We start from the raw sequence: 22,229 nt of genomic DNA on the forward strand, positions 1-22,229 counted from the left end.
ATAGTTTGTCCGTAGGTTTCAACTATGATGTCATCTGGTAACTCCCTCCTTTGTCTGCATCGGTATCCTATACCCTTTCTAGTTTACGCAATCAATTCTTAACAATCTTTATTTGATTCTTAACTGTTTCTTAAAAACTCAGCCCAAATCATTTTGTGGTAGTATTTAGGATGTAGGAGGGGGTGCTCCAGTTGTGATCCTCCTAAAATTAAAGACCCGCAGAGGGAGGGGGTATCCATCCCTCTGCGGGTCTAACTTGTATTTCGGCCTGCTTGTATATTACAACAGATTCTGAATAAGCAATCCCAACAACACAGCCGATTCTTGATTTAACAGCATATCCTTCGGCCGATAATGTACTGTTCCATTTGTTACTGTAACATCAGGGCCATAGAGATGAAGGCCCACTACGAATTGTACCCCTTCAGATGCCCATGGGCTGACATCTTCACTTAACTCAGCCTTTACAGGTTCAACAATTATACTTAACTTCACCAGCCTCAATATCATAGCTGCTGACTGCTCCCGGGTCACAGGCTCATCCGGGCGGAAGCTTCCATCCGAAAATCCCGATACAACTCCGCCTTCAGCTGCAGTCTGAATGAAGGCCTCATACGGATGACCCTTAGTATCGCTAAACTGGCTAGGTGTTGAAGAAAGCGGGAAATCTGTAAACTTGAATAACTGGGCAATAAATTTGCCCCTTGTCATGGGTTCTTCAGGCTTAAATGTATCCTGGTCCTGCTGAATCACACCCAATTGAACGAGCTTATAAATGTATTTTGCGTAAGGATGATCCTCTGGAACATCAGAATATTTCGCAGGCTCAGGAAGCTTCTGAGACCAACTTCCCACCTTGTTGTAGGAGAAGTATTCCATGTTCCCGTCTTTATCCGCTTGGAAGCCAGCAGGCACTCCCTCCTCATCATAGAACAGCAGATCCTTCGACTGGCGTAAGACATGCTCTCCCCGAGGATCAGACACCAGCAGAGTTCCGTCACCAGCCTTAATATCGTAGGTCCAGCCAGGCATACGCAAATCCTGATACACCCCTTCGAATGGATGCAGTTGCTCTTGCGTAGGCTTCGGCGTTTTGATCACAGGACTTATCCCTTTATCAGGGAAATAGCGGTTCATAAACTGCTCAAAAAATGGGGCTCGAAGGTTGCCTTTATCACTGTTAAACACAACGAATATTCCCGTATTCTCTTCAGGCAGCAACCATAAATTGCTATGAAATCCGGGTAAATCGCCACCCTTCTCAACGACAGTGTATCCATTGTAAGACGACGGATAAATAGTCTCCAGGCCATAACCGCTCCCCGGAATATCAGGATGAATAGTCACACTGTTCTTCTCCATCTCCAAGACTGAGTCTTTCGTTAAGATGCGCTTAGAACCCTGTTGTCCATAGTTAACCATCGCCTGAAGGAATTTCGCCATGTCACTGCCTGTTGAGAACATGAGTCCTTCCGGACCGCTGTCAGGGATATTGGGGAGCTGTGCTTGAGGCTTCAGTGTAACATCATAGGGGGTAGCAATGGCCTTCTTTACCTCACTGTTGAACAGCACATTACTATTATCCATACCTAAGGGTTCGAACAAGCCCTTTTTCATATAACTTTCAAAGGATGAGCCGCTTACCTGTTCGATAATGTAGCCCAGCAGAGAAAATCCATAATTGTTATATCTGTAGGCTTCACCAGGTGTATGGGTAACAGTGGGCACTGTTGCTTTTACATAGTCCTCCAAGCTGTAGGCTTTACCAGGCTCAGGGGAGCCCCCTAAATCAAAACCCGAAGTATTGGTCATCAAATGCTTAAGGGTAAGCGGGGACCCAGTTGGATTCGGAATTTGCAGATAAGGCAAATAGCCCTGGATATCCTTATTCAAATCAACCTTACCCGCCTCAGCTAACTGCATGATCCCCACAGAGGTAAGCAGCTTGGAGACGGAAGCCAGACGAAATACGGTCTTATCTGCATCGAAAGGTTTCTTGGCGGCAACATCAGCGTAACCGTAGCCTTGGTTAAGCAATACCTTGCCATCTTTAACCACAACAACTGCAGATCCAACAAGCAGTTCTTGAACTTCTTTTTGTTTAAAAAATTGATTGGTGAATTCCTTTACATCTGCCTGGTCCAATTTTACACCTTGGCGCTGAACGGGATCCGTTTTCGCCAGTGCTGTTGAGGGCAGTATAAGCAAGGTGGCAAGGGCCAGCCCGAGGATTTTTTTCATCATAAATCTCCTAATCATAGAATTGGTTAGCACTCCATAAGCAAAAGGGTCTAAATAGTTTGTCCGTAGGTTTCAACTATGATGTCATCTGGTAACTCCCTCCTTTGTCTGCATCGGTATCCTATACCCTTTTTAGTTTACGCAATCAATTCTTAACAATCTTTATCTGATTCTTAACTGTTTCTTAAAAACTCAGCTCAAAGCATTTTATGGTAGTATTTAGGGTATAGGAGGGGGGATGGATTATATTCTTTAAAAAATTCAGTTTCTGGTTGCCGCTGCTTTCTTTGATCTGTTGCTTCATTAATTTATCTGGAAATGATGATAAAAACTTGCTACTGGCTTTTACCAGTCCGTTACTTTTATGGTTTGAACCTCAGTTGACGGATTTGCATCAATCTATGAAAAGCGAGCTCCTTTGGAAGTTTGTTCTGTGTGGAATCCATTTTTTCTCATGGCTATTTATAGCGCTTATTATAGATTGGGGAATCTCACGTTACAGAGCGGCTAAAAATAACAATTAACCGAAGGTTTTTGGAGTTCGTGATGCGATATTTGGAATGTAAAAAAACCGCCGGGCACTTTGGTAAGTACCTGGCGGGTTATGTTGTCTATTCCAGAGGGATCATGGATCGAGCCGAGGCTTCATACTCTTGGGGGATGAATGGTTTGCTGGTTACTTCAGGTAGGTACCCGTGACTCCAATTCCACCGCTGCCGTTTAACACATACACTCTCGCATTTCCTTTACCGGAGCATGTCAGTGTAATTGTGCCGTTAGTAACGGTTTTGGAATCTCCGGTCACCGCATCCACGTAAGTTCCGTTCGGAATTCCGGTAAAAGTGGCATTTCCCGAAATCGTAACCAATGCAAAGCTGTCAATGCCTTTGGCGTTGTCGGTATATCTTCGCTTAAACGCCAGGTTGCCCGTTACATTCTCTGTAGAATACTGACCTTTCTGCAAAGCAGGAACCGCTCTTCTGATTAGATTGAGCTGTCTGATATGTTTGGCCAGAGGATAGTTGAGCGAGTCCGCAAGTGTGCCGGTAGCATTGGTATATCTGCCGTAATCTTGTACCGTAACACTGCCTTCAATGTGGTCGCCGTAGTAAGCGCGGCCTGTTGTGCTGAGCGGTGCGTTTGGACCTACATCGATAACAGACCCCTTTTTAAATTCGATTTCAGAGCCATAGAAAATGGCGGGGATTCCCCGGAAAGTGAACATCAGAGCGAGATTCTCAGCCCAAGTGTCCTGTGTACCGGCAAAGCGCTGATTTTCCGGAGCCTGGTCAGGAGCATAGTCATGAGAGTCGATGTAGGTTACATTCCAGGTTGCATCGTTATAGAATTGGTCGCCGCTTTTCATGCTGAATGCTTCCTGTGCTGACTTGAAGGCCCAATGCATAGGAAAATCAATTACATCCATACCCGATTTCATCGAATAGTCAGGCGCATGATAGGTATTGCCGATCAGGAAAGCATTGTTCGAGGTAGGCTGTCCTGCTGTAGTCGAGTTGTCTGCCCACTCCTGTTCAACCGACGCTTTATTGGAAGCGTAGTCATTTGTGTTATCGCCCGGATACGATTTCGAAGATTTCCAGGTATAAAATGGTGTCGAAATTGCCGGAATCCCGCTGTTCCATACATCTCTGTAGCGGGTGGCCACTTCACCAAAGATAAAGAAGTCCGAGCCGCCTCTTGTCTTCCAGGCAGGAATAAAGTATTTATTAAAAATATAGCGGCTCACATGCTTCACTGTATCGAGACGGAAAGCATCTACACCCATATCAATATATTGGTTATAGGAGTCTATCAAATACTGGTCAACTACAGGATTTTCCGTGTTGAGGTCGACGCAGTCTCCGGCAATCTGCCCTGTCTGTACGGTATAGGATTCCCAGGAAAGACTTTTCTCCGTATGGTAAATGTTATTGTTCTGCCCCTCTGTCTTCATCAAGGCAAGTCTTGCCTGATATTGCTGATCGGGTGTCATGGAATCATAGTTTGCCGGCAGCTTATCCGTTATTTTGAGCATGTTGTTAACAGTGTCCGGCTTGGTCTCATCTTTCTTGAACATGGGGAACAGATTCTCTTCACCGAAGTTACCGGTATGATTGACGACAATATCCTGAATAACCTTCAACCCTTTGGCATGGGCCGCATGGATCAGCTCCTGATAGGAAGCGCCTGCCGATTCATACCTTGGATCTACTTTGGCAAAATTGATCGGGTGATAACCATGATAATCATAACCGCTCGCATTCTCCACAACAGGTGTAATCCAGATGGCACTGAATCCGAGAGCTTTGATGTAATCGAGCTTTTGAATCAGCCCCTTGAAATCGCCTCTCCAAGCCGGGTCCGAATCCGGATTATTCGCCTTGGCATCATCCCATGCGTGCACGTTGTTGCTCGGATCGCCATCATAGAACCGCGAAGTGATCACGAAATAAATGCTGTCTTCCCGGAAATCTCCCGACTTTCCAATGTTGTAGACGAAGCTTTGCGTGGTTTGATTACCGGCGCCGTCTATCACAAGAAACTTCAAAGTAGTGGTTTTGGAGATAAGTATGGAAGGGCCAGTCAAGCCGGTCAGTGCATTTCCTGAAATATAGGCTTTAGAACTTGCGGATGGTTCCGTACCATCGTCTGTGTAGTATGCCCTCGACGTTGCTGCCTTGTTATCTTTTATCATGAAGGATACAGTGACCTGGGACTCAGAATGCCCAACAGGCAAATTCGCTGTGATTGCCGGGGCTTGAAAGTCGGCATTTAAGTCAATCACATAAGCGAAAGAGACTACATTTCCTGCTTGACCCAATGAGTTCACAGCAAAGGCCTTGATGGTCAAAGAGGAAGCCACCTGAATTGGCGAGGTATACAAGGCCGATGCTGTCGTAGGTGTTGAACCGTCTGTTGTATAGTAAATTTTATCGCCGCTATTTGTACTGGAAAGTTTCACTGTCTGGGCAGAATCATATGTTTTCGGCGCAGGAGAGACTGAAACCACTGGAATTTTGGGGATTTCCGGGTTGGTTTCATACCACACGTTATCCGTGTAATACCAGGACTCCTTCACACTGCGGGACAAATCGCCCGTCTGTTTGCCGCTGCCGTCATTAAAAATCAGACTCGCGCCCGCAGCATCAGCAATCGTATAGCTGTACCAGTCGTTCCCATCCGGCTTCATCAGAATTCCCGGCCATGCCCCGCTTGTTGGAACGGTTGCCGGGCTCAGATTCCAATAATGGATTCGCATCGCTGAATTCCAGCTTGAAGGTTTCTTAATGTGAACCGTTACCCCGGCTGCGGTAGCTGTGGGTGTCGGTGTTACGGTTGCCGTCGGTGTTGCTGTCGGTGTCGCAGTTGCTGTCGGTGTCGCAGTTGCTGTAGGTGTTGCTGTTGCTGTCGGTGTCGCAGTTGCTGTAGGTGTTGCTGTTGCTGTTGCTGTCGGTGTCGCAGTTGCTGTCGGTGTTACGGTAGCTGTCGGTGTTACGGTAGCTGTCGGTGTTGCTGTCGGTGTTGCTGTTGCTGTCGGTGTTACGGTAGCCGAAGGAGTAGCTCCAGGCGAGACAGTCACATAGTCGATATTAATGTTTCCAGTGTCAGTGGAGTCGTATTTGTAAGCAACGGTATTATTTCCGGCCTGCAAGGAGAGCGTTTCTGTCTGGTCGCCCCATGTATCCCAATTGGCCAAGCTTGGTAACGTTGTCTGTTTTACTTTTATTCCATTGACATAAATGGAGAGGTTTTTGGCGCTGCCCGTTGCATTCGCATAGCGGAGAGTGGTATTATAGGCGGCCTGACTGGAAGTCTGGACGCTGAAAGTTGCAACTGCTCCGGGGGCGGTGTATCCATCCACAAACCCGGTCCCGGAATATCCGGCGTGGTTTGTATTTACTTTTGCACCTCCTGATAAGCCTGCGTTCTCTGCTTCGTATTTCCCGGTAACCGGAATGGTGACCGTCCAGTTTTTCCCGCCATTGCTATCCCAGTAATCTGTCGGGGCCGTAATATGATAACAATAAATTAGTGTGGCACCCTCCGGCACATTGATGTTCGCCGTAAATGTGGTCCCATTCCTGGCCATAGCCGTGTCCACAGTATTCGTCCAGTTATTGGTAGTCCAGTGCAATGTCACAGCTGTCGCTGTAGAGCTTGTATAGGTGACCGTATAATCGGTATCGCTGGCCGAAGCCCCTCCTGATAAGCCGAATAAGCTGAAGCAAAGCGAAAAAATAACCAACCATGAAACTAATTTCCGAGCTGTTTTTCGTGCCAAATAAACAACCTCCTGATTAATTTTAATGGGATAGGGCGCGCAAACGTTTGCATCAAAGAGAAAAAAAAGAATAGCTTTTAATTTGACAACATTGGTCCATTGATCTCCTCCTCCGCTGGTACTTTTGGAAAGATCCATCATGTGTATACGCTTACAATTAGAGTCTTCAAGAAGTATCCGCTACGCTGTTACACAGAGTTTCATATCTCCAATGAATTTTCCTGTTATGATTATAGTCTCCATACATTTCCAGGTCAATGAATCTCTTTGCCTATTAAGCTGTAGCTATAGCTACAGAATTTTCCGATATATTCGTCCTGATTGTCGATTATTAAGCTACACTGTCAACAATTGTTGGGTCAGCAGTCCCCCCTTTCCACATGCGCAAATAAAAAAACGCAAGACCACCGCCTTTGCGGGTATCTTGCGTTTTAGAGCTAGCATTACCCTCCTAATCAGCAGACGGCCGGAACTGAAACCACTGGAAGTCAAACCGGCTGCCTGGCAGGAACAAGAAGGTTACAGTCCGGCTGCCGCTTACAGGCTCAAGGATAAATTCCCGCTCTGTGTAGCCGTCTGAACCGGCAAACTCCACAAGCTGCTTGGATTCAACCCCGGGACCGCTGAACAGCAGATGAAGCGTATTGTTCTCAAGTGCAGATCGCCCGCAGATTGCAATCCGTGTACAAACCTGCTCTCCAAAGTCCATCCCGTCAAACACGAGAGAAACATTGTTCCCGATGCCTTCGATAGCTGTCTCCGTGACGTTGAAGGTATCTCCGTAAATCCGGCTGTTATCAAGAGCGGCGAGCCGTTCATAGGCTTTGTGCTTGTGGACAAACCGGAACCCCTTCAGATGTATCTTCCGCCGCAGGACAAAGGAGAGGGAAGTGATGCCCGTCAAACGTTTGGGCAGCTTGTAGGTTTCCTCCTGATATACATTCCATTGTGACGGCTTCTGGTAGGTTACGATAGACAGCAGCCCGGCCCCCGGCTCTCCGGGAATGCCTTCCCAAATTTCAACCGGGAACTCTTCGCCGTCCAGGGAGAAAATAGGAAGAATGATTTCATCCGCCCCATAGTCGCCGAAATCAATCCGTTCGAAACAGATCCGGCTCTCCCCTTCCCGCGCCGTTGCAACGCCGCGATCATTGCCGTTGGTCAGGTTAAGGCTGGCCCCGCTGTGATAGCCGGCGGAAATAAATTCATAGGGGTCCAGATAAGCTTGGCCTAGCCCGGTGAGCTTGAATTCCATATGCGAATAGAGCCGAATCCCATCAGCACCGTTGGCAGTGCCGCAGCGAATGTACACATCCCCATCTCCAAGATGATAGATACCCCGGCTCTGTACGGTTGAACAGGTCTCACTGCCATAGATGATCCAGTCGGGATGCTCCTGATGCTGGCGGTCATAATATTTCTCCCCGTAGTTGTATCCCGCCACCTTGACAATATCGGCGCATTTCTGCGCGTTCTCCCAAGGCATGTAGTTGGAGCCAATCGTTACGAAGGCATTACCCCTGGGATCGTGGGCGAGCACCTCATCCTGCAGCTGCCTTGTGACCTCCTGGCCGCGGGCATCAGCATGGGTGTCGTAGATCTCATTGCCGATGCTCCACATGATGAGGCTGGGATGGTTGCGGTCCCGCCGCACCCAGCTGGCCACATCCTTCTTCCACCACTCCGGGAAGAAACGGGCGTAATCATAGGGAGTTTTGCTGCGCTCCCACATGTCGAAGGCTTCCGAGACGATAAGCATGCCCATTTCGTCCGCCAGTTCCATCAATTCAACCGCAGGCATATTATGCGCGGTGCGTATGGCGTTCACACCCATTTCCTGCAGCAGGACGAACTGCCGCCGCAGTGCAGCCTTGTTGACGGCAGCGCCCAGACAGCCAAGGTCATGGTGCTGGCACACACCGTAAATTTTGACGTGGTTTCCGTTCAGGAAGAAACCTCTCTCACTGTCCAATTCCACCCGGCGGAATCCGAAGTTTTGCCGTTCTTCTTCAGCAACTTCATCCTGATCCAGCAGCTCCGTCTGGAGTGTATACAGACAGGGATTGCCGATATCCCAGAGCACCGGCCGGTCTACGGTCAGACGGCTGTGGGCATGAACGATAAGACGGCTGCCCTGCGCCGGAAGCGCAGATTCCCCATGTGCGATTGCCGTTCCGGCGTCGTCCAAAATGGTGTGGCTGAGCTTCAGGCCCGATGTTTCTGCTCCTTCTTCCACCTGCAGCTCACAGTCCACATCGACTGTCCAGGCTTCGCCGCCCGCATGCCGGGCGGCAATATAAATGCCATCGGGTGCTATATGAGTCTTCGGATAAGTCTTCAGCCACACAGAGCGGTAGATCCCGGCACCTGAGTACCAGCGGGAATTGGGTGATTCATGAATGACACGCATATTAATCGTATTGTCTCCCTCAATCAGATAAGGGGTAATATCGAATTCAAAGGTCGAGTATCCGTATTTCCATTCGCCCGCCACATGTCCGTTCACATAAAGCGTAGAATTCATATACACTCCCTCAAAACGCAGGGACAGGCGGCTGTGGGCTGGCACTTCGTCCAGGGTGAGGATTTTGCGGTACCAGCCCTCTCCGTTTTCATAGAGCCCTTGAGTGTTGTAGATCAGCCAATCATGAGGCAGCGAAACCGGCATCCAGTCCGCATCGGCGGCTACCTTCGCCAGCTCCGAATGAAGCGGCTGTTTACTGAAATGCCAGCCAGCATTCAGTTTTCTTTTGATACTCATATGGATAAGATTCCCCCCGTTTGTGGATTCGATCTCTATACGATTTGAAACACCGGCTGGTCTTTAACAAAGTGGACCGGAAGCTGTGGAAACTGCGATGACAGCCGCTCTGCCAGATAACTCATGCCGGGCGCTTCACTCTCTGCATGGCCCAGCATAATTAAGGCTTTACCCCGCCCTTGATGGGCTGCATCTCTTATATACTCTGGAGTCTCCCACTCCGGACCTTCTCCGGCTATGATTAAATCGAGGGACTCTTGTTCAAATAAAGGGATCACCGTGGCACCGTTGCCTCTGTAACCGACCAGTATTCCCACTTTGCGGCATGAAGTAGAGAGGCTGCCTGCTACACGCAAGTAAGGAATTTGAAGCTGCCGTTTCAGATATTCTGCAACCTCCGCAACCTTCATAGCAGGAATAGTCAGAATGGATGCAGAGGGCTGAAGTGACGAAACATATTTCTGCCAATCAAGCGCCAGGAGAAGGCCTTCCATGATCCCATCCGGTGTATAGCGGTGCAGGTAATCATGAAACCGGTAAATTCCCAGTCCCGAGCCTGCGATCAGATCAGCTTTTTGCTTATATACAGGGTCATGCATGAGCCAATCCCGGTGATTCTGATGGCTGAAAAAGACGCCTTCGTGCGTAATGATCAAATTGGCACCCAAGGCAATAGCCTGTTCTATGACATACTGTGAAGCGGAGAAGGCTGTAACGATTCCCTGCACCTTCGTCTCCAGGCACCCTGGCTCCAGCTTGTCTACAGTTTCGTCCGGCGTAGCAATTCCTGCCGTTAATTTATCTATAATGCATCCGAAAGTAGGTATCATTATGTCCTCCTAATGTTTTGTGAGCATAAGCTCCATCAAGACTCAGGTCTATTCATTGGGATGTACAATAACCTTCAGGCTGCCGCTTTTGTTATGAATGGCCCGTTCGAGCGCTTCGCGGGTTTCTGCCAGCGGGTAACAGTCTGTAATTAACACACCTGCGTCCACGTCTCCCGAAGCCAAAAATTCGATTCCTTTGGGGTACGTATTGGCAAATCGGAAGATGCCGTAAATGTCTATTTCGTTATCCGCAATAAAGGGCACATTAAGCGGTATCTCATCCTGTGCAGGCAGACCTACGATAGCCAGCCTTCCCCCGCGCCGTATGGAATATAGTGCCAACTGCAGCGCCTTCGGATTACCGGCAGTCTCCCAGGCCACATCTACGCCGACTCCATCCGTTAATTGCTTGATGGTCTCTACCGCGTCCTCTTTCCTGATATTGATTGCATGCGTCGCTCCAAGGCGCAGCGCCGCCTCCAGTCTGACCTCCTCCAGATCGGTCACAATGATCCGGGAGGCCCCATGCGATTTGGCTGCCGCAACTGCCATCAGCCCGACAAGCCCCATCCCCATGATCGGCACCGTCTCACCTGCCTGCAGCCGGCTTCGTTTGGCCGCGTGGATGCCTACCGAGAAGGGTTAATTTATGCTGCTTTCATGGTCAAGGGCAGCTTATCTTGTCTTGTGACTTGTGAATGCTTGCTCATGTCCGTTCCCCCTCAGTAAATGACCCGTTTGCTGTTATCTTCGATGCCGCTCTTCCGGTAAAAGTACGTATTGATCTGGTCGCACCATTCCTTGGCATGACCGGCCTGCTCCTTCAGGCGGTCCTCCACCTGCAGGTAAAGACCTTCTGCAACCTTGTCCTTCAGACTGGTCCACATCGACAACAGCTCTGCTGCACGCTCCGCACCTTCGAAGTGGGCATCATAAATATGCTGGATCACGGTTTTCCCGGAATGAAGTATATGGGTATACGGAACATGGTGGAAGAACAGCAGCAATTCATCGGGACATTCCTCCAGAGAATCATAGCGCTCAGCATTGCTGCCTAGATATTGGGCACTGTAACCAGTGCCCGTCTTAACTGTCCGGTCTACGCCGATTCCCCGATGGTCAGCATAATGATAGGTGCCCCACTGCGAATACTCATAGCCGTCGACATTCGGTCCATAATGATGCTCCGGATTGATCATCCAGCCTACGCCCAGCGGTGCCGTGTAGGATTCATAAATCTCCCACGATTCCAGCAAAATCCGGCTAATGACGCCTGATACTACCGGGTCTGTGCCAAAGGTCAGCAAGATCCATTCACTGGCGATTTGCTCTGCCGTCAGCTCCGGATTCCAGGCCAGACGTCCGTATCCGTACAGATTCGCCTGTGCCAGCAGATGGCCGGTCCAATTCTTGTCATTGCCCACATTGGAAACTGCTGCAATTCCACTGTAACGGTTGCCCCATAGTGATCCATCCACGATATGCTTTACAGGGGAAGCCTCTCCTTTGGCATAGGTGTTGAATTCCATGATCTCTTTCCATTGGGGGACCAGATAACAAACATGGCGCTGCTGGCCGGTATATTCCTGGGCAATCTGGAATTCAATCACCTGATTGGTCCGCTCCAGAGCCCCGAACAGTGGCGATACAGGCTCTCTGACCTGGAAATCCATCGGGCCGTTCTTGATCTGCAGGATTACGTTATCGTTAAATTTGCCGTCGAGCGGTTTGAAATGGTCATAGGCTGCTCTGGCCCGGTCGGTCTTGCGGTCCCGCCAATCCTGCTTGCAGTTATAGACAAAGCAGCGCCAGATCACGATTCCGCCAAACGGTTCAAGCGCTTCGGCCAGCATGTTGGCCCCGTCGGCATGGTCCCGGCCATAGGTGAACGGACCCGGGCGGTTCTCCGAATCTGCCTTGACCACAAATCCGCCAAAATCGGGAATGGCTGTATAGATTTCGGCTGTTTTACTCTGCCACCACTTGCGTACTTCAGGGTCCAAGGGATCGGCTGTCCCTACTTCTCCTTCATGCATCGGACCGGCAAAATTAACGCTCAGGAATAGCTTGATCCCATACAGCCTGAACACATCCGCAATTCTTGAAACATCGGACAGGTACTTCGAAATAAACAGCGTTTCAAGTGCATGGACATTCACATTATTGATCGCAATGGCGTTGATACCTGCCGAGGACATCAACCGCGCATAATCGCGGATACGCTCCAGGTCGTCCGTAGAACGGTTGTTTTCATACAAAAACGATCTTCCCGAATATCCCCGCTCCACACTGCCGTCAAAATTATCCCAATGGTTAATCATCCGCAGCCCGTTTATTGGATTGACTACCTCGTCCAACCCTTCAATGCTCTGCAGGCTGCCGATCAGGCGCAGCAGGTGAAATACACCATAGAGAACACCAGCCGGTGATGAAGCGCCTACTGCAATGCAGTCATGTTCTTCACTGGACCGGATCGCAAAGCCTTCGGGGCCCACCTTTGCAAGGGTATCTTCAGCAAACACACTGGAAATCAATTCATTTCCTCCCTGGAAGGTGCCGATGGCAATACACAGCCCATCCGGTTCGGATGATACCTTTATGCCCAGCATTGATTCAATACCTCTTTGCCATTCCTGAAGCGCAGCCTGAACCGTATTGTTCATTTCGGCAACCTTCACGGCCCTGCACCATTTCACGTATTGATTATATGCGCTCCCTTGCGGCAGCACCGGATAACTTAACCAGGCATTGTATCCACTGTCAGCAAGAGTATGTTTATTATCGTTGGATGCTTTCATATGCAGATTCCTCCTTGTTCTGGCCTGAAGTAATTTGTCTTAGTGTACTGCTTCCCGGACGACGAATCCTTTTCTTGTAAAGGTGCCTTTCGTATTATCGAGGGTCAATTCAGTAAATACGGCTGGCACAATGTCATCTTTAATCGGAGCGATCTTCCACATGCTCGAAAAAGGGCAACACCTCATAACATTCTCCATCTCCCGGACTCGCGAGTGCTGAACATTATAGAATACATAGGCTTTTGTCATAAAGACTCCTTTCCGAAGCTCTGCTTAAGCTCCCTTGTTCTGCTTGTTCTAGTTCATCCTATCATGGGTCCGGCAGCCGGGAACATTGTCAAATCGAGCATTTATTTACCCAAATCAAGCAGAACTCAGATATACTGATATAGACAAACTGCATCCATTTTGATATCGATGATAAGATCCTGATTTCCCTGCTGAGCCGCCTGAATTATGTTCTCTTTGAATCCGACAGCACCATTGCCCATAAATTAGGTCCGGTTCTCTCTAAGCTGGTGGAGATTTCAAAGTCAATTGCCGGAGATATTACGATGTCCCAGCGAATGCGGCTGCAGTCCGCAGTCTTCGATCTGTTCGCCCAGCTGTGGGAGGCCTTTTCCATTGATGCTCATTTATCTTCGTCCACTCATGAAGCAAAGGTACTTTATGCAATCTTTAAAAAACGCAAAAAAAGAAATCGCCCTTTTTGGTAAAATGGAAGTTCCACCAACCATCTCAAAAAGGATCGATTTCTTTGTATATTCAATATAGGATGAGCTCGGGAAATTCAGTCTACCTTTTCTTCCTTAAATTTTCTTCTTCCGCGGCGCTGCTTTCTTGCGGGCTTTACTCTTTGCTGCAAGCTTTTCCTCAGCCAGCTTATGGATTTCTTCTATACGAAGCTGCTCTTGGCGGATCTTTTCTGCCGCCACCTGCTCCCTTTTCAGCTGTAAATCTGCCGCAGCTTGTTCCTGAAAAGAAGGATTGGCTGTTTTCAAATAGCGCTCAAAGGCTTCCGGATACAGAAAGCTTTTTTCACCAATGGCTTCCGAGAATAACACGCTTATCCGTCCGTCGATATGGCTGACGACAATTCCAGGGCCATACCCGGTATGATAGATTTGTTCATTTACCCAGTTCATTGCGGCAATGCTCCTTTCATCCACTCTACACACAACTTTTATCCAGCTCTTTTTTCAAATATTGGCCTGTATAGCTCGTTTCAACAGAAGCTACCTGCTCCGGTGTGCCTGTGCATACAATCGTTCCGCCCTCCGCTCCACCTTCAGGTCCCAGATCAATAATGTAATCTGCATTTTTGATCAAATCCAGATTATGTTCAATAACGACTACGGTATTGCCCGCATCGGTTAACGAATGCAGCACATCAATCAATTGATGCACATCTGAAAAATGCAGCCCGGTCGTCGGCTCATCCATGACATAAATAGTAGACCCGGTAGCCGGCTTCAGCAGCTCTGCTGCCAGCTTTACCCGCTGCGCTTCCCCTCCGGATAATGTGGTGGACGATTGCCCGAGCTTAATATAACCGAGTCCCACGCTGCAGAGCGCTTCGATCTTTTTGCGGATTTTTGGAATATTCTCAAAAAACTGAACTGCTTCCTGAGCCGTCATTTCCAGTACATCTGCAATACTCTTGCCTTTATAGTGGACCTCAAGCGTTTCACGGCTGTATCTTCGCCCTTTGCAAATGCTGCAGGGCACATAGACATCCGGGAGAAAGTGCATTTCCACCCTAATCAGTCCTTCGCCCGCACAAGCCTCACAGCGGCCCCCTTTTATATTGAAGGAAAACCGTCCCGGGCCATAAGCTCGAATCTTCGCTTCATTGGTGAGCGAGAACAGCGTGCGGATATTATCAAACAATCCTGTATAGGTGGCCGGATTGGATCGCGGGGTGCGTCCGATCGGTTGTTGGTCGATATTGATGATCTTGTCCAGATGCTCCATTCCTTCTATGCTCAGGTGGGCTCCGGGAACGGTATGAGCCCTGTTGAGTGATGCTGCCAGCTTTTTGTACAGGATTTCGTTGACCAGACTAGACTTACCTGAGCCTGAAACCCCTGTGACACAAGTGAATGTACCGAGTGGAATCGAAACATGAATCCCCTGCAAATTGTTGGCGGCTGCCCCTGTAATAGTTAGCTGTTGCCCAGTTCCGGCACGGCGCGTTTCAGGTACGGGGATCAGCTTTTGCCGGGAAAGATACTGGCCCGTAATGGAGCGGGACTCCGCCAGGATGTCTTCAAGTCCCCCCTGCACAACCACTTCACCGCCATTCGTACCGGCATAAGGTCCAATGTCCACGATCCAGTCCGCCTGCCGTATGGTATCCTCATCGTGTTCCACGACGATTAAGGTGTTGCCGAGATCACGCATTTTTTTCAAAGCCAGCAGCAGGCGGTCATTATCCCGTTGATGCAGCCCAATCGAAGGCTCGTCCAAAATATACAGTACACCCATCAGCCCGGAACCGAGCTGCGTCGCCAGACGAATGCGCTGGCTTTCACCGCCTGATAAAGTTCCGGCAGCTCTGGAAAGCGTTAAATAGTTCAACCCTACGTTGTTCAGGAACTGATATCTGGAATCAATCTCCTGAAGAATAGAACCGGCAATCTTGGAATGTTCCTTCGACAAGCTCAGATTTCTAATCAATTGCAGTTCCGCGTCAATGGATAACCTGCAGAATTCCGATATATTCAATCCATTAATAGTGACTGCAAGAATAACTGGAGACAGGCGGTCACCGTGACAATCCGGACAGGGCAATACGGACATGTACTCTTCAATTTCTTTCTGCATCGCCTCAGACTGTGTCTCGCGGTAACGCCGCTCCAGATTGTTCATAATGCCTTCAAAGGATTCTTTCACATACTTTCTTAGCACTTCACTGGGATGGTACACTTCAAGCTTCTCTCCACGGGTTCCATACAGCAGCCCATCCAGTGCTTCTTCCGTAAGCTCTCCTAGCGGAGTGTCGAAATTGAAGCCATACCTTGCACTTAGCGCTTCATAGTACATTTTGCAAAAAGAATTACTTTTGACATTGTTCCAGCCGTTGGCCACAATCCCGCCTGAGTTGATCGAGCGGCTTTTATCAGGAATAACCTTACCCGGATCGACCTTCAAATGCGAACCCAAACCTGAGCAGGCCGGACAAGCACCCTCATGATTGTTGAACGAGAACATACGCGGGGATAACTCCGGCAGTGAGATCGAACAGTAAGGGCAGGCATAGGTTTGTGAGAATAAGGTCTCTTCACCGCTGGCGGTTTGACGAATAATGACCAGATCGCACGAGAGCGACAATGCCGTTTCCAGAGAGTCTGACAACCTTTGAACATCTATGTCCTTCACTATCAGACGATCAATCACAATTGCGATTTGATGTTTTTTATTTTTGTCCAAGCGTATTTCACCGGATAAGTCATGAACCTCCCCATTCACCCGGACCCGGACATATCCATTTTGTTTGGCCTGTTCAAATACATGCTGATGCTCTCCTTTTTGGTCACGGACGACGGGAGCCAGTATTTCGTATTTGGTTCCGGTAGGTAGACTGCTGATCTGTTCCACAATCTGATCCACAGATTGGCGTTCAACCCTTCTCCCGCAGGAGGGGCAATGGGGAATTCCGATCTTGGACCAAAGCAAGCGCAGATAATCATAAATTTCCGTAACTGTCCCCACTGTTGAACGCGGATTGTTTGAAGTCGTCTTTTGCTCGATGGCTACCGCGGGTGAAAGTCCGTCAATTGAATCGACATCCGGCTTGCCCCTAAGCCCCAGAAATTGCCGGGCGTAGGACGAGAGCGATTCCACATAACGCATTTGTCCTTCGGCATACAGAGTATCAAAAGCCAGACTCGATTTGCCCGATCCGCTTACCCGGTAAAAACTACGAATTGGTTGCGTGGGATGTTAAGACTGACATTCTTCAGATTATTTTCCCTGGCTCCGTGAACACTTATATATTTATGCATAAGGCCTCCTAATTCGAACAAAAAAAACACTCTTAAATAAATTCTATCATATGCATGTCAAGAGTTTTTACCATATAATGTAATTTAATCAGAATTTATTTTTTTATCCAAATAGGTTTGAACTATATTTTTCAGGGAAAACGCTTTAATTTGTTCACCTTCCGCCATGCTATACTTTGGGCAAAATCAGTTCCACTGGAGGGTGCTATGAATATTAACAATGAGGGTTCTTATTACACGCATGAATATAGAAATCTGTTCAGAGAGACTGGCTATACGGAAGAAGAGATTCAAGCAAGGCTTGAACAGGTATGGAACGATTTGTTCTACGGGGCTCCCGATGTGCGGATCTATTATCCGGCGGACAACGATAAAGCCTATATGCTGGATACCGGCAATTCCGATGTACGCTCCGAAGGCATGTCCTACGGGATGATGATGGCTGTGCAAATGGACAAGAAAGATGAATTCGACCGGCTGTGGCTTTTCTCCAAGGTGTTCATGCAGCATACGGAAGGACGCTACAAGGATTATTTTGCCTGGCACTGCAAGCCGGACGGCAGCCTCCTGTCCCAAGGACCCGCACCGGACGGTGAAGAATTCTTCGCGATGGCGTTGTTCTTCGCTTCCAGCCGCTGGGGTGACGGGCCGGAGCCGTACAACTATTCTGAACAGGCGAAGATAATTCTCCGCGCTTGCGTACATCAAGGAGAGCATGGAGAGGGAGACCCGATGTGGGACCCGGCGAACAAGCTGATCAAGTTCGTTCCCGAGTCTCCTTTCAGTGATCCTTCCTACCATCTGCCTCATTTCTACGAATTGTTTGCCCGGGAGGCAGACGAGCAGGACCGCACATTCTGGAAGGAGGCTGCGGAAGCAAGCAGAGTCTACCTGCATCAAGCCTGCCATCCGGTAACCGGCCTCTCCCCGGAATACGCAAATTTCGACGGCACACCCGCAGCTCTTCAGCCCCATGGCGATTTCCGTCATTTCTTCAGCGATGCCTACCGCGTAGCGGCCAATATCGCGCTGGACTATGAATGGTTCCGCAGCGATCCCTGGCAGATCGAGCAGTCGAACCGCATTCAGCAATTCTTTCGGGACATTGAACCTGCGGATTACCGCCGATACACCATTGACGGCCATCCGTTCGAGGAAATGGCACTGCATCCGGTCGGACTCCTGGCTACGCTGGCCATGGCCTCACTCGCTGCCGATGGACCAGATGCGGAACCGTTCGCAAGGCTCTTCTGGAATACACCTCTGCGCAGCGGGGTCCGCCGGTATTACGACAACTGCCTGTATTTCTTCAGTCTGCTGGCCTTAAGCGGAAATTACCGCATTTATCAGCAAGAATAAAGTAAATAAAGCATTAGACTAGCCCAAATACAAAACAGCGGCAGCCGTGGACGAAGTAAAGTCCTGGACTGCCGCTGTTTTATTGAGCTAACGTTTCCTGTTAGCGGAACAAGAAACTCCTTGTGCTACTCGATTTTACAAATTGTTCTGGCAATGCGTTAAGGGTTCCACTTTAACTACGAAATCCATTAAAGTGCCTTAGCCTTTGGATGAAATCATGAAGCTCAACATCTTTCCAGTCCGAAAGCCGTTCATAGTACACAGACTCTTTTTCCTTCAGCGCATCTAAAACTTTTTGTTGCCCGTAATCGGTAAGAGATAATACAATTCCCCGTCCATCATTAGCCGACGTTTCTCGTTTTACATATCCCAAAGCTTGAAGTTGTTTGACGAGGCGACTGACCGAACTTCGATCCATTGCTGTTGATTCAGCTAAAGCGGCGGCATTAGTGGCGCCATAGGAATACAACCAGCGAACAAGATGGAAGGCAGCAGGCTGTATGGAGGAATCGAATTTAGCAGCGGCTTTTACATTTAAGGCATGTGCAGAACTAATGAGAGCATTAAGCTGTTCGCCCAATTCAATCTCAAGTCTATCCCTAGGTACGTTTATCTCTTGCATTCTTAATCACCTTTCTTTAGGTTTAAATAAAACCTTTAAGTAATTGACATATATCAACTAAATCAATATAGTGGATATATGTCAACTAAATTCATAGGCGGGTTATAGTGATTATCCACTTTTTAAGTGTATCATAGGAGGGAGAAAAGACGATGGTTAATAAAGAAAATGTTGTCATTACTGGTGCTACCAGTGGACTTGGGCAGCTTGTCGCGCTCGAATTAGGAAAACGCGGATTTGATCTTATTTTGACTGCCCGGAGTAAAGAACGCGCCGAAATCACGAGAGAACAAATAAAGGAGCAGGCACCTTCAGCGAATGTTGATTTCTTTTATGGAGACTTTTCGTCAATTAAGGATATTTTACGGGTTGGGAGTGAAATAGCTGCCGAATATCCTAAAATTGATGTGCTGTTGAACAATGTGGGGATACATGCTTTTAAGCCTCGCATCACCCCCGAGGGTCTTCCTGAGATGATTACCGTCAATTATTTCGCTCCATGGATTTTAACACAGATTCTAAAACCTTCCCTGCAAAACTCGAGCCATGCCAGAGTTGTCAATGTTGCCTCTGAAGCTTCACGCCGTCACGGTATATTGAAGCTGCCAGAGGATTTAACAGATACAACTCCCTTTACCGCACGCGGCTCATCCCCTGTCTATGGAAAAACCAAATTATTAAATATTATGTTCTCGGCTGAACTTGCGCGGCGGTGGTCAGGAACGGGTATTAGCGTAAATGCACTGAATCCTGGATTTAATGTTACCGGACTCGGACGAGAACTTTGGTTCGCCCCCGTCCTCGAACGATTATTGAAAGCCCTGCACCTTGGAGATCCGCGAAGAGGAACCGATATTATTACCCGATTAATTGCTGATCCGGAATATCTAAATAAGACGGGTGGATACTTTAATGTCGGAACAGGACAATCCATTGAGCCAGTCTCTCCCGGAGGAGATGATGCCATGCAGCGCAGGTTGTGGGAATGCACAGAAAAATTATTGAGAGAAAAGGGGTTTCTGTAGGCAATTCAACAAAGACAGCCGATCGCACTGACTGGCTGTCTACATGTCGTGTTTGAACTATCGTGTCTTGTTAGTTTAACCCTAACTTTTCCATAACCCGAGTTTATAAAATCTGTTTTGGCATGGGAATACCGCAAGATCGAATTTCAAACTTGTAAGGTAGATGTAAGGCAAATCGATAGCTCAGGCCAGCCTGGCAGGATAAGATTGGAACAAACGAAAATAGATTTTTTTGAAAAGGAGAATCGAGATGAGGCTGTTTGAACTGTTGCTTTTATTGTCGAACATCGGCTTGTTTGCATTAACAGTCCTATTAAAAAAAGGACGGCGTAGAATTCCAGTATTCGTTGCAAGCGGGATCGCCACACTTTTACTGGTCATTCATTGGACGGTGGAAGGATACAGAGTTCAGCTATTTCCCCTATATTGCATAACGATTATTTTTTTAGCCATTTCAGGGTATAGCTATTTTAAAAAAAACGGCCAAAAAAAAATCCCACGATTCATGTTGGGTTCAGCTTATACCGCTATAGCGATAATGCTGGTGGTAACAGCGGGTCTCATGTATGCTTTTCCTGTATCTAAACTACCTGAACCGACAGGCGAATTTAAAGTAGGAACGCAAACTTTTCATTTCGTGGATACAAATAGGGAAGAGACTTTCGACGAAGCCAGAGAGGGTAAGAGAGAATTGATGGTTCAGGTATGGTATCCGGCTCAAGCTGGCACCGGCAAGTACACTCCCTTTATTCCCGATACCCAGATTTTACGTTATATGGCGGCGGACTATGGCCTTCCCGGGTTTACGTTTCAACACCTGAAGTACGTATCCAGTCATGCTTATTCGGGGACCGAAATCTCTTCGGCACAAACTTCATACCCGCTGATCCTTGCGAATCCAGGCAACGGCTCTTCCAGGTTCCTCCACACGTCACAAGCCGAACATCTCGCGAGTCACGGATATATCGTGGCAGTGATCGACCACACCTACAATACATTTGCAACCGAGTTTCCGGACGGGCGAATCACGACCAGCACAACCAACGACTTATTCTCGCCAGACTATGATTACCGGACAGGAAGAAAAATTCGCGACAAATTGGGAAAAGTTTTAACCGATGATGTAACGTTTGCGCTAGACCAATTCGAGCTCATCCAATCGGGGCATCTTCCAAGTCATCTAAAAGGGAGGATTGATCTCGGTCATGTCGGGGTGTTCGGTCATTCCATCGGCGGAGCGACGGCTTATGACGCTTCTTACGATCCGCGAATCGCGGTTGGAATAGACCTTGATGGAGGGCTTTATCGTCTGCGTGACAGAGAGGGTCTGCGAAAGCCGTTTTTATTCATCACCTCGGAAAGCTATTTCGAAAAGTTAAAAATGGTGATGGATAACCGGGTCTACACGGATGCAGAGCTTAACCGTATGGGTTCAACCAGAGAGTGGGAGGATCAAGTAACGGAAGACAAAAAGTTGGAGCTTGAACGGATGCGCGAAACGGTCGACGAAGGGGGGCAAGTCCTCTATATCGAAAATACGGAGCATTTGAATTTTACCGACTTACAGTTCATTTCTCCGATTTTCAAAAGGCTGGGCATTACAGGAAAGATTGCGCCCGAAAGAGCGAACTCCGTCATCAATGCCTATATGCTGGATTTCTTCGATATGCATCTGAAAAATCAAGGCGGAATCTTAATGAAAGGACCGGATAGCCGCTTTCCGGAGGTGAAGTTCGTATCCTCGCTATTATAATCACGGAACAGGCTATCGATTTTGATATGCTCCCCTTCAGTTAGACAGGTTTAATAAATAAACCGCTACTTGAAGGGGAAGCGAAAGCTATGAGCTAGGGGCGGTCTATCAATTATCAGGAACGAATAGACATTGTTCTTTACTGTCTTGCCCCTCCATCCATTTATAAGATTCTATCTTTTCATCAATCATCTTCAGGTTGTTCTTCAGTTCATTAATTTGAGCAAGAACGTTTTTTTGATGGGTTTCCAACAGCTCTCGTCTTGCACTTATTGTAGCCTCTCCTTGACTTCGCAGATCAGAAAATTGCTTCATATCACTGACTTTCATTCCAGTTACCCGCAATCGGAGTAAAAAATGGATCCACGAGATATCAGTCTCTGAATACTGGCGATACCCACTTGTATCTCGATGGATCCCGTAAAGCAATCCGATTTTCTCGTAATAGCGCAATGTGTGAACAGTAAGCCCTGTCATTTCAGAGATTTGTTGAATTGTAAAAAAGTTAGGTTCCATAAATATTATTATAGCACATCAAAAAAAACCATTGC

11 protein-coding genes and 3 pseudogenes are annotated in these 22,229 nt (G+C 48.0%); 4 read left to right on the forward strand and 10 right to left on the reverse strand.

Annotation, left to right across the window (positions count from 1 at the left end):
- Positions 1–279: 279 nt before the first annotated feature.
- The 6 genes and pseudogenes from NST99_RS24320 to NST99_RS24345 all read right to left on the reverse strand — a co-directional run bounded on the left by NST99_RS24320 (position 280) and on the right by NST99_RS24345 (position 12,912).
- A complete protein-coding gene (locus NST99_RS24320; protein ID WP_341095015.1) occupies positions 280–2,241 on the reverse strand; it encodes a serine hydrolase in 1,962 nt (653 codons plus the stop codon).
- A 676-nt stretch (positions 2,242–2,917) separates the two neighbouring features.
- The gene (locus tag NST99_RS24325) at positions 2,918–6,523 is read right to left on the reverse strand and encodes an alpha-amylase family glycosyl hydrolase (protein WP_341095016.1); all 3,606 of its coding nucleotides are present in this window, start codon (positions 6,521–6,523) and stop codon (positions 2,918–2,920) included.
- Positions 6,524–7,850: 1,327 nt separating this feature from the next.
- Positions 7,851–9,284: pseudogene (locus NST99_RS33775) on the reverse strand (glycoside hydrolase family 2 TIM barrel-domain containing protein); the annotation flags it as partial.
- Between the two features lie 35 nt (positions 9,285–9,319).
- A complete protein-coding gene (locus NST99_RS24335) occupies positions 9,320–10,114 on the reverse strand; it encodes a Nif3-like dinuclear metal center hexameric protein (RefSeq protein WP_341095019.1) in 795 nt (264 codons plus the stop codon).
- Positions 10,115–10,162: 48 nt separating this feature from the next.
- Positions 10,163–10,756: pseudogene (locus NST99_RS24340) on the reverse strand (zinc-binding dehydrogenase); the annotation flags it as partial.
- Positions 10,757–10,836: 80 nt separating this feature from the next.
- Positions 10,837–12,912, reverse strand: coding sequence for an alpha-glucuronidase family glycosyl hydrolase (locus NST99_RS24345; RefSeq protein WP_341095021.1), 2,076 nt, complete (start codon positions 12,910–12,912; stop codon positions 10,837–10,839).
- Between the two features lie 518 nt (positions 12,913–13,430).
- Between NST99_RS24345 and NST99_RS24350 the strand changes: the two genes are divergently transcribed.
- Positions 13,431–13,628: a hypothetical protein gene (locus NST99_RS24350; RefSeq protein WP_341095023.1), complete on the forward strand. Its 198-nt coding sequence runs from the start codon at positions 13,431–13,433 to the stop codon at positions 13,626–13,628.
- A 93-nt stretch (positions 13,629–13,721) separates the two neighbouring features.
- Here the strand turns inward: NST99_RS24350 and NST99_RS24355 are convergent, their stop codons facing one another.
- Positions 13,722–14,057, reverse strand: a complete 336-nt coding sequence (locus NST99_RS24355) for a hypothetical protein (RefSeq protein ID WP_038595233.1) — start codon at positions 14,055–14,057, stop codon at positions 13,722–13,724.
- A 25-nt stretch (positions 14,058–14,082) separates the two neighbouring features.
- Positions 14,083–16,919: pseudogene (uvrA, locus tag NST99_RS24360) on the reverse strand (excinuclease ABC subunit UvrA).
- A 207-nt stretch (positions 16,920–17,126) separates the two neighbouring features.
- Between uvrA and NST99_RS24365 the strand changes: the two are divergent.
- Complete coding sequence (locus NST99_RS24365) at positions 17,127–18,278, forward strand: glycosyl hydrolase family 8 (RefSeq protein WP_341095026.1); 1,152 nt, start codon at positions 17,127–17,129, stop codon at positions 18,276–18,278.
- A gap of 172 nt (positions 18,279–18,450) precedes the next feature.
- On the opposite strand, the gene NST99_RS24370 is transcribed toward NST99_RS24365, so the two are convergent.
- Positions 18,451–18,900, reverse strand: a complete 450-nt coding sequence (locus NST99_RS24370; RefSeq protein WP_341095028.1) for a MarR family winged helix-turn-helix transcriptional regulator — start codon at positions 18,898–18,900, stop codon at positions 18,451–18,453.
- 152 nt (positions 18,901–19,052) lie between these two features.
- On the opposite strand from NST99_RS24370, the gene NST99_RS24375 reads away from it, so the two are divergent.
- Both NST99_RS24375 and NST99_RS24380 read left to right on the forward strand, forming a co-directional pair.
- Positions 19,053–19,925 (forward strand): SDR family NAD(P)-dependent oxidoreductase, encoded by an 873-nt coding sequence (locus NST99_RS24375; RefSeq protein WP_341095031.1) that lies wholly within the window; start codon positions 19,053–19,055, stop codon positions 19,923–19,925.
- A 250-nt stretch (positions 19,926–20,175) separates the two neighbouring features.
- Positions 20,176–21,678, forward strand: a complete 1,503-nt coding sequence (locus NST99_RS24380) for an alpha/beta hydrolase family protein (RefSeq protein ID WP_341095033.1) — start codon at positions 20,176–20,178, stop codon at positions 21,676–21,678.
- 108 nt (positions 21,679–21,786) lie between these two features.
- Here the strand turns inward: NST99_RS24380 and NST99_RS24385 are convergent, their stop codons facing one another.
- A complete protein-coding gene (locus NST99_RS24385; RefSeq protein WP_341095035.1) occupies positions 21,787–22,194 on the reverse strand; it encodes a MerR family transcriptional regulator in 408 nt (135 codons plus the stop codon).
- Positions 22,195–22,229: the final 35 nt, after the last annotated feature.

Origin of the sequence: Paenibacillus sp. FSL L8-0470 (assembly GCF_038008625.1) — a bacterium.
In the GTDB taxonomy this organism is placed as follows: domain Bacteria; phylum Bacillota; class Bacilli; order Paenibacillales; family Paenibacillaceae; genus Paenibacillus_AQ.

Coding starts and splice junctions, on each gene's coding strand:
- NST99_RS24385 (WP_341095035.1), bottom strand. CDS start 22,194: ATGGAACCTAACTTTTTTACAATTCAACAAATCTCTGAAATGACAGGG.
- NST99_RS24370 (WP_341095028.1), bottom strand. CDS start 18,900: ATGCAAGAGATAAACGTACCTAGGGATAGACTTGAGATTGAATTGGGC.
- NST99_RS24375 (WP_341095031.1), top strand. CDS start 19,053: ATGGTTAATAAAGAAAATGTTGTCATTACTGGTGCTACCAGTGGACTT.
- NST99_RS24345 (WP_341095021.1), bottom strand. CDS start 12,912: ATGAAAGCATCCAACGATAATAAACATACTCTTGCTGACAGTGGATAC.
- NST99_RS24335 (WP_341095019.1), bottom strand. CDS start 10,114: ATGATACCTACTTTCGGATGCATTATAGATAAATTAACGGCAGGAATT.
- NST99_RS24365 (WP_341095026.1), top strand. CDS start 17,127: ATGAATATTAACAATGAGGGTTCTTATTACACGCATGAATATAGAAAT.
- NST99_RS24380 (WP_341095033.1), top strand. CDS start 20,176: ATGAGGCTGTTTGAACTGTTGCTTTTATTGTCGAACATCGGCTTGTTT.
- NST99_RS24355 (WP_038595233.1), bottom strand. CDS start 14,057: ATGAACTGGGTAAATGAACAAATCTATCATACCGGGTATGGCCCTGGA.
- NST99_RS24320 (WP_341095015.1), bottom strand. CDS start 2,241: ATGAAAAAAATCCTCGGGCTGGCCCTTGCCACCTTGCTTATACTGCCC.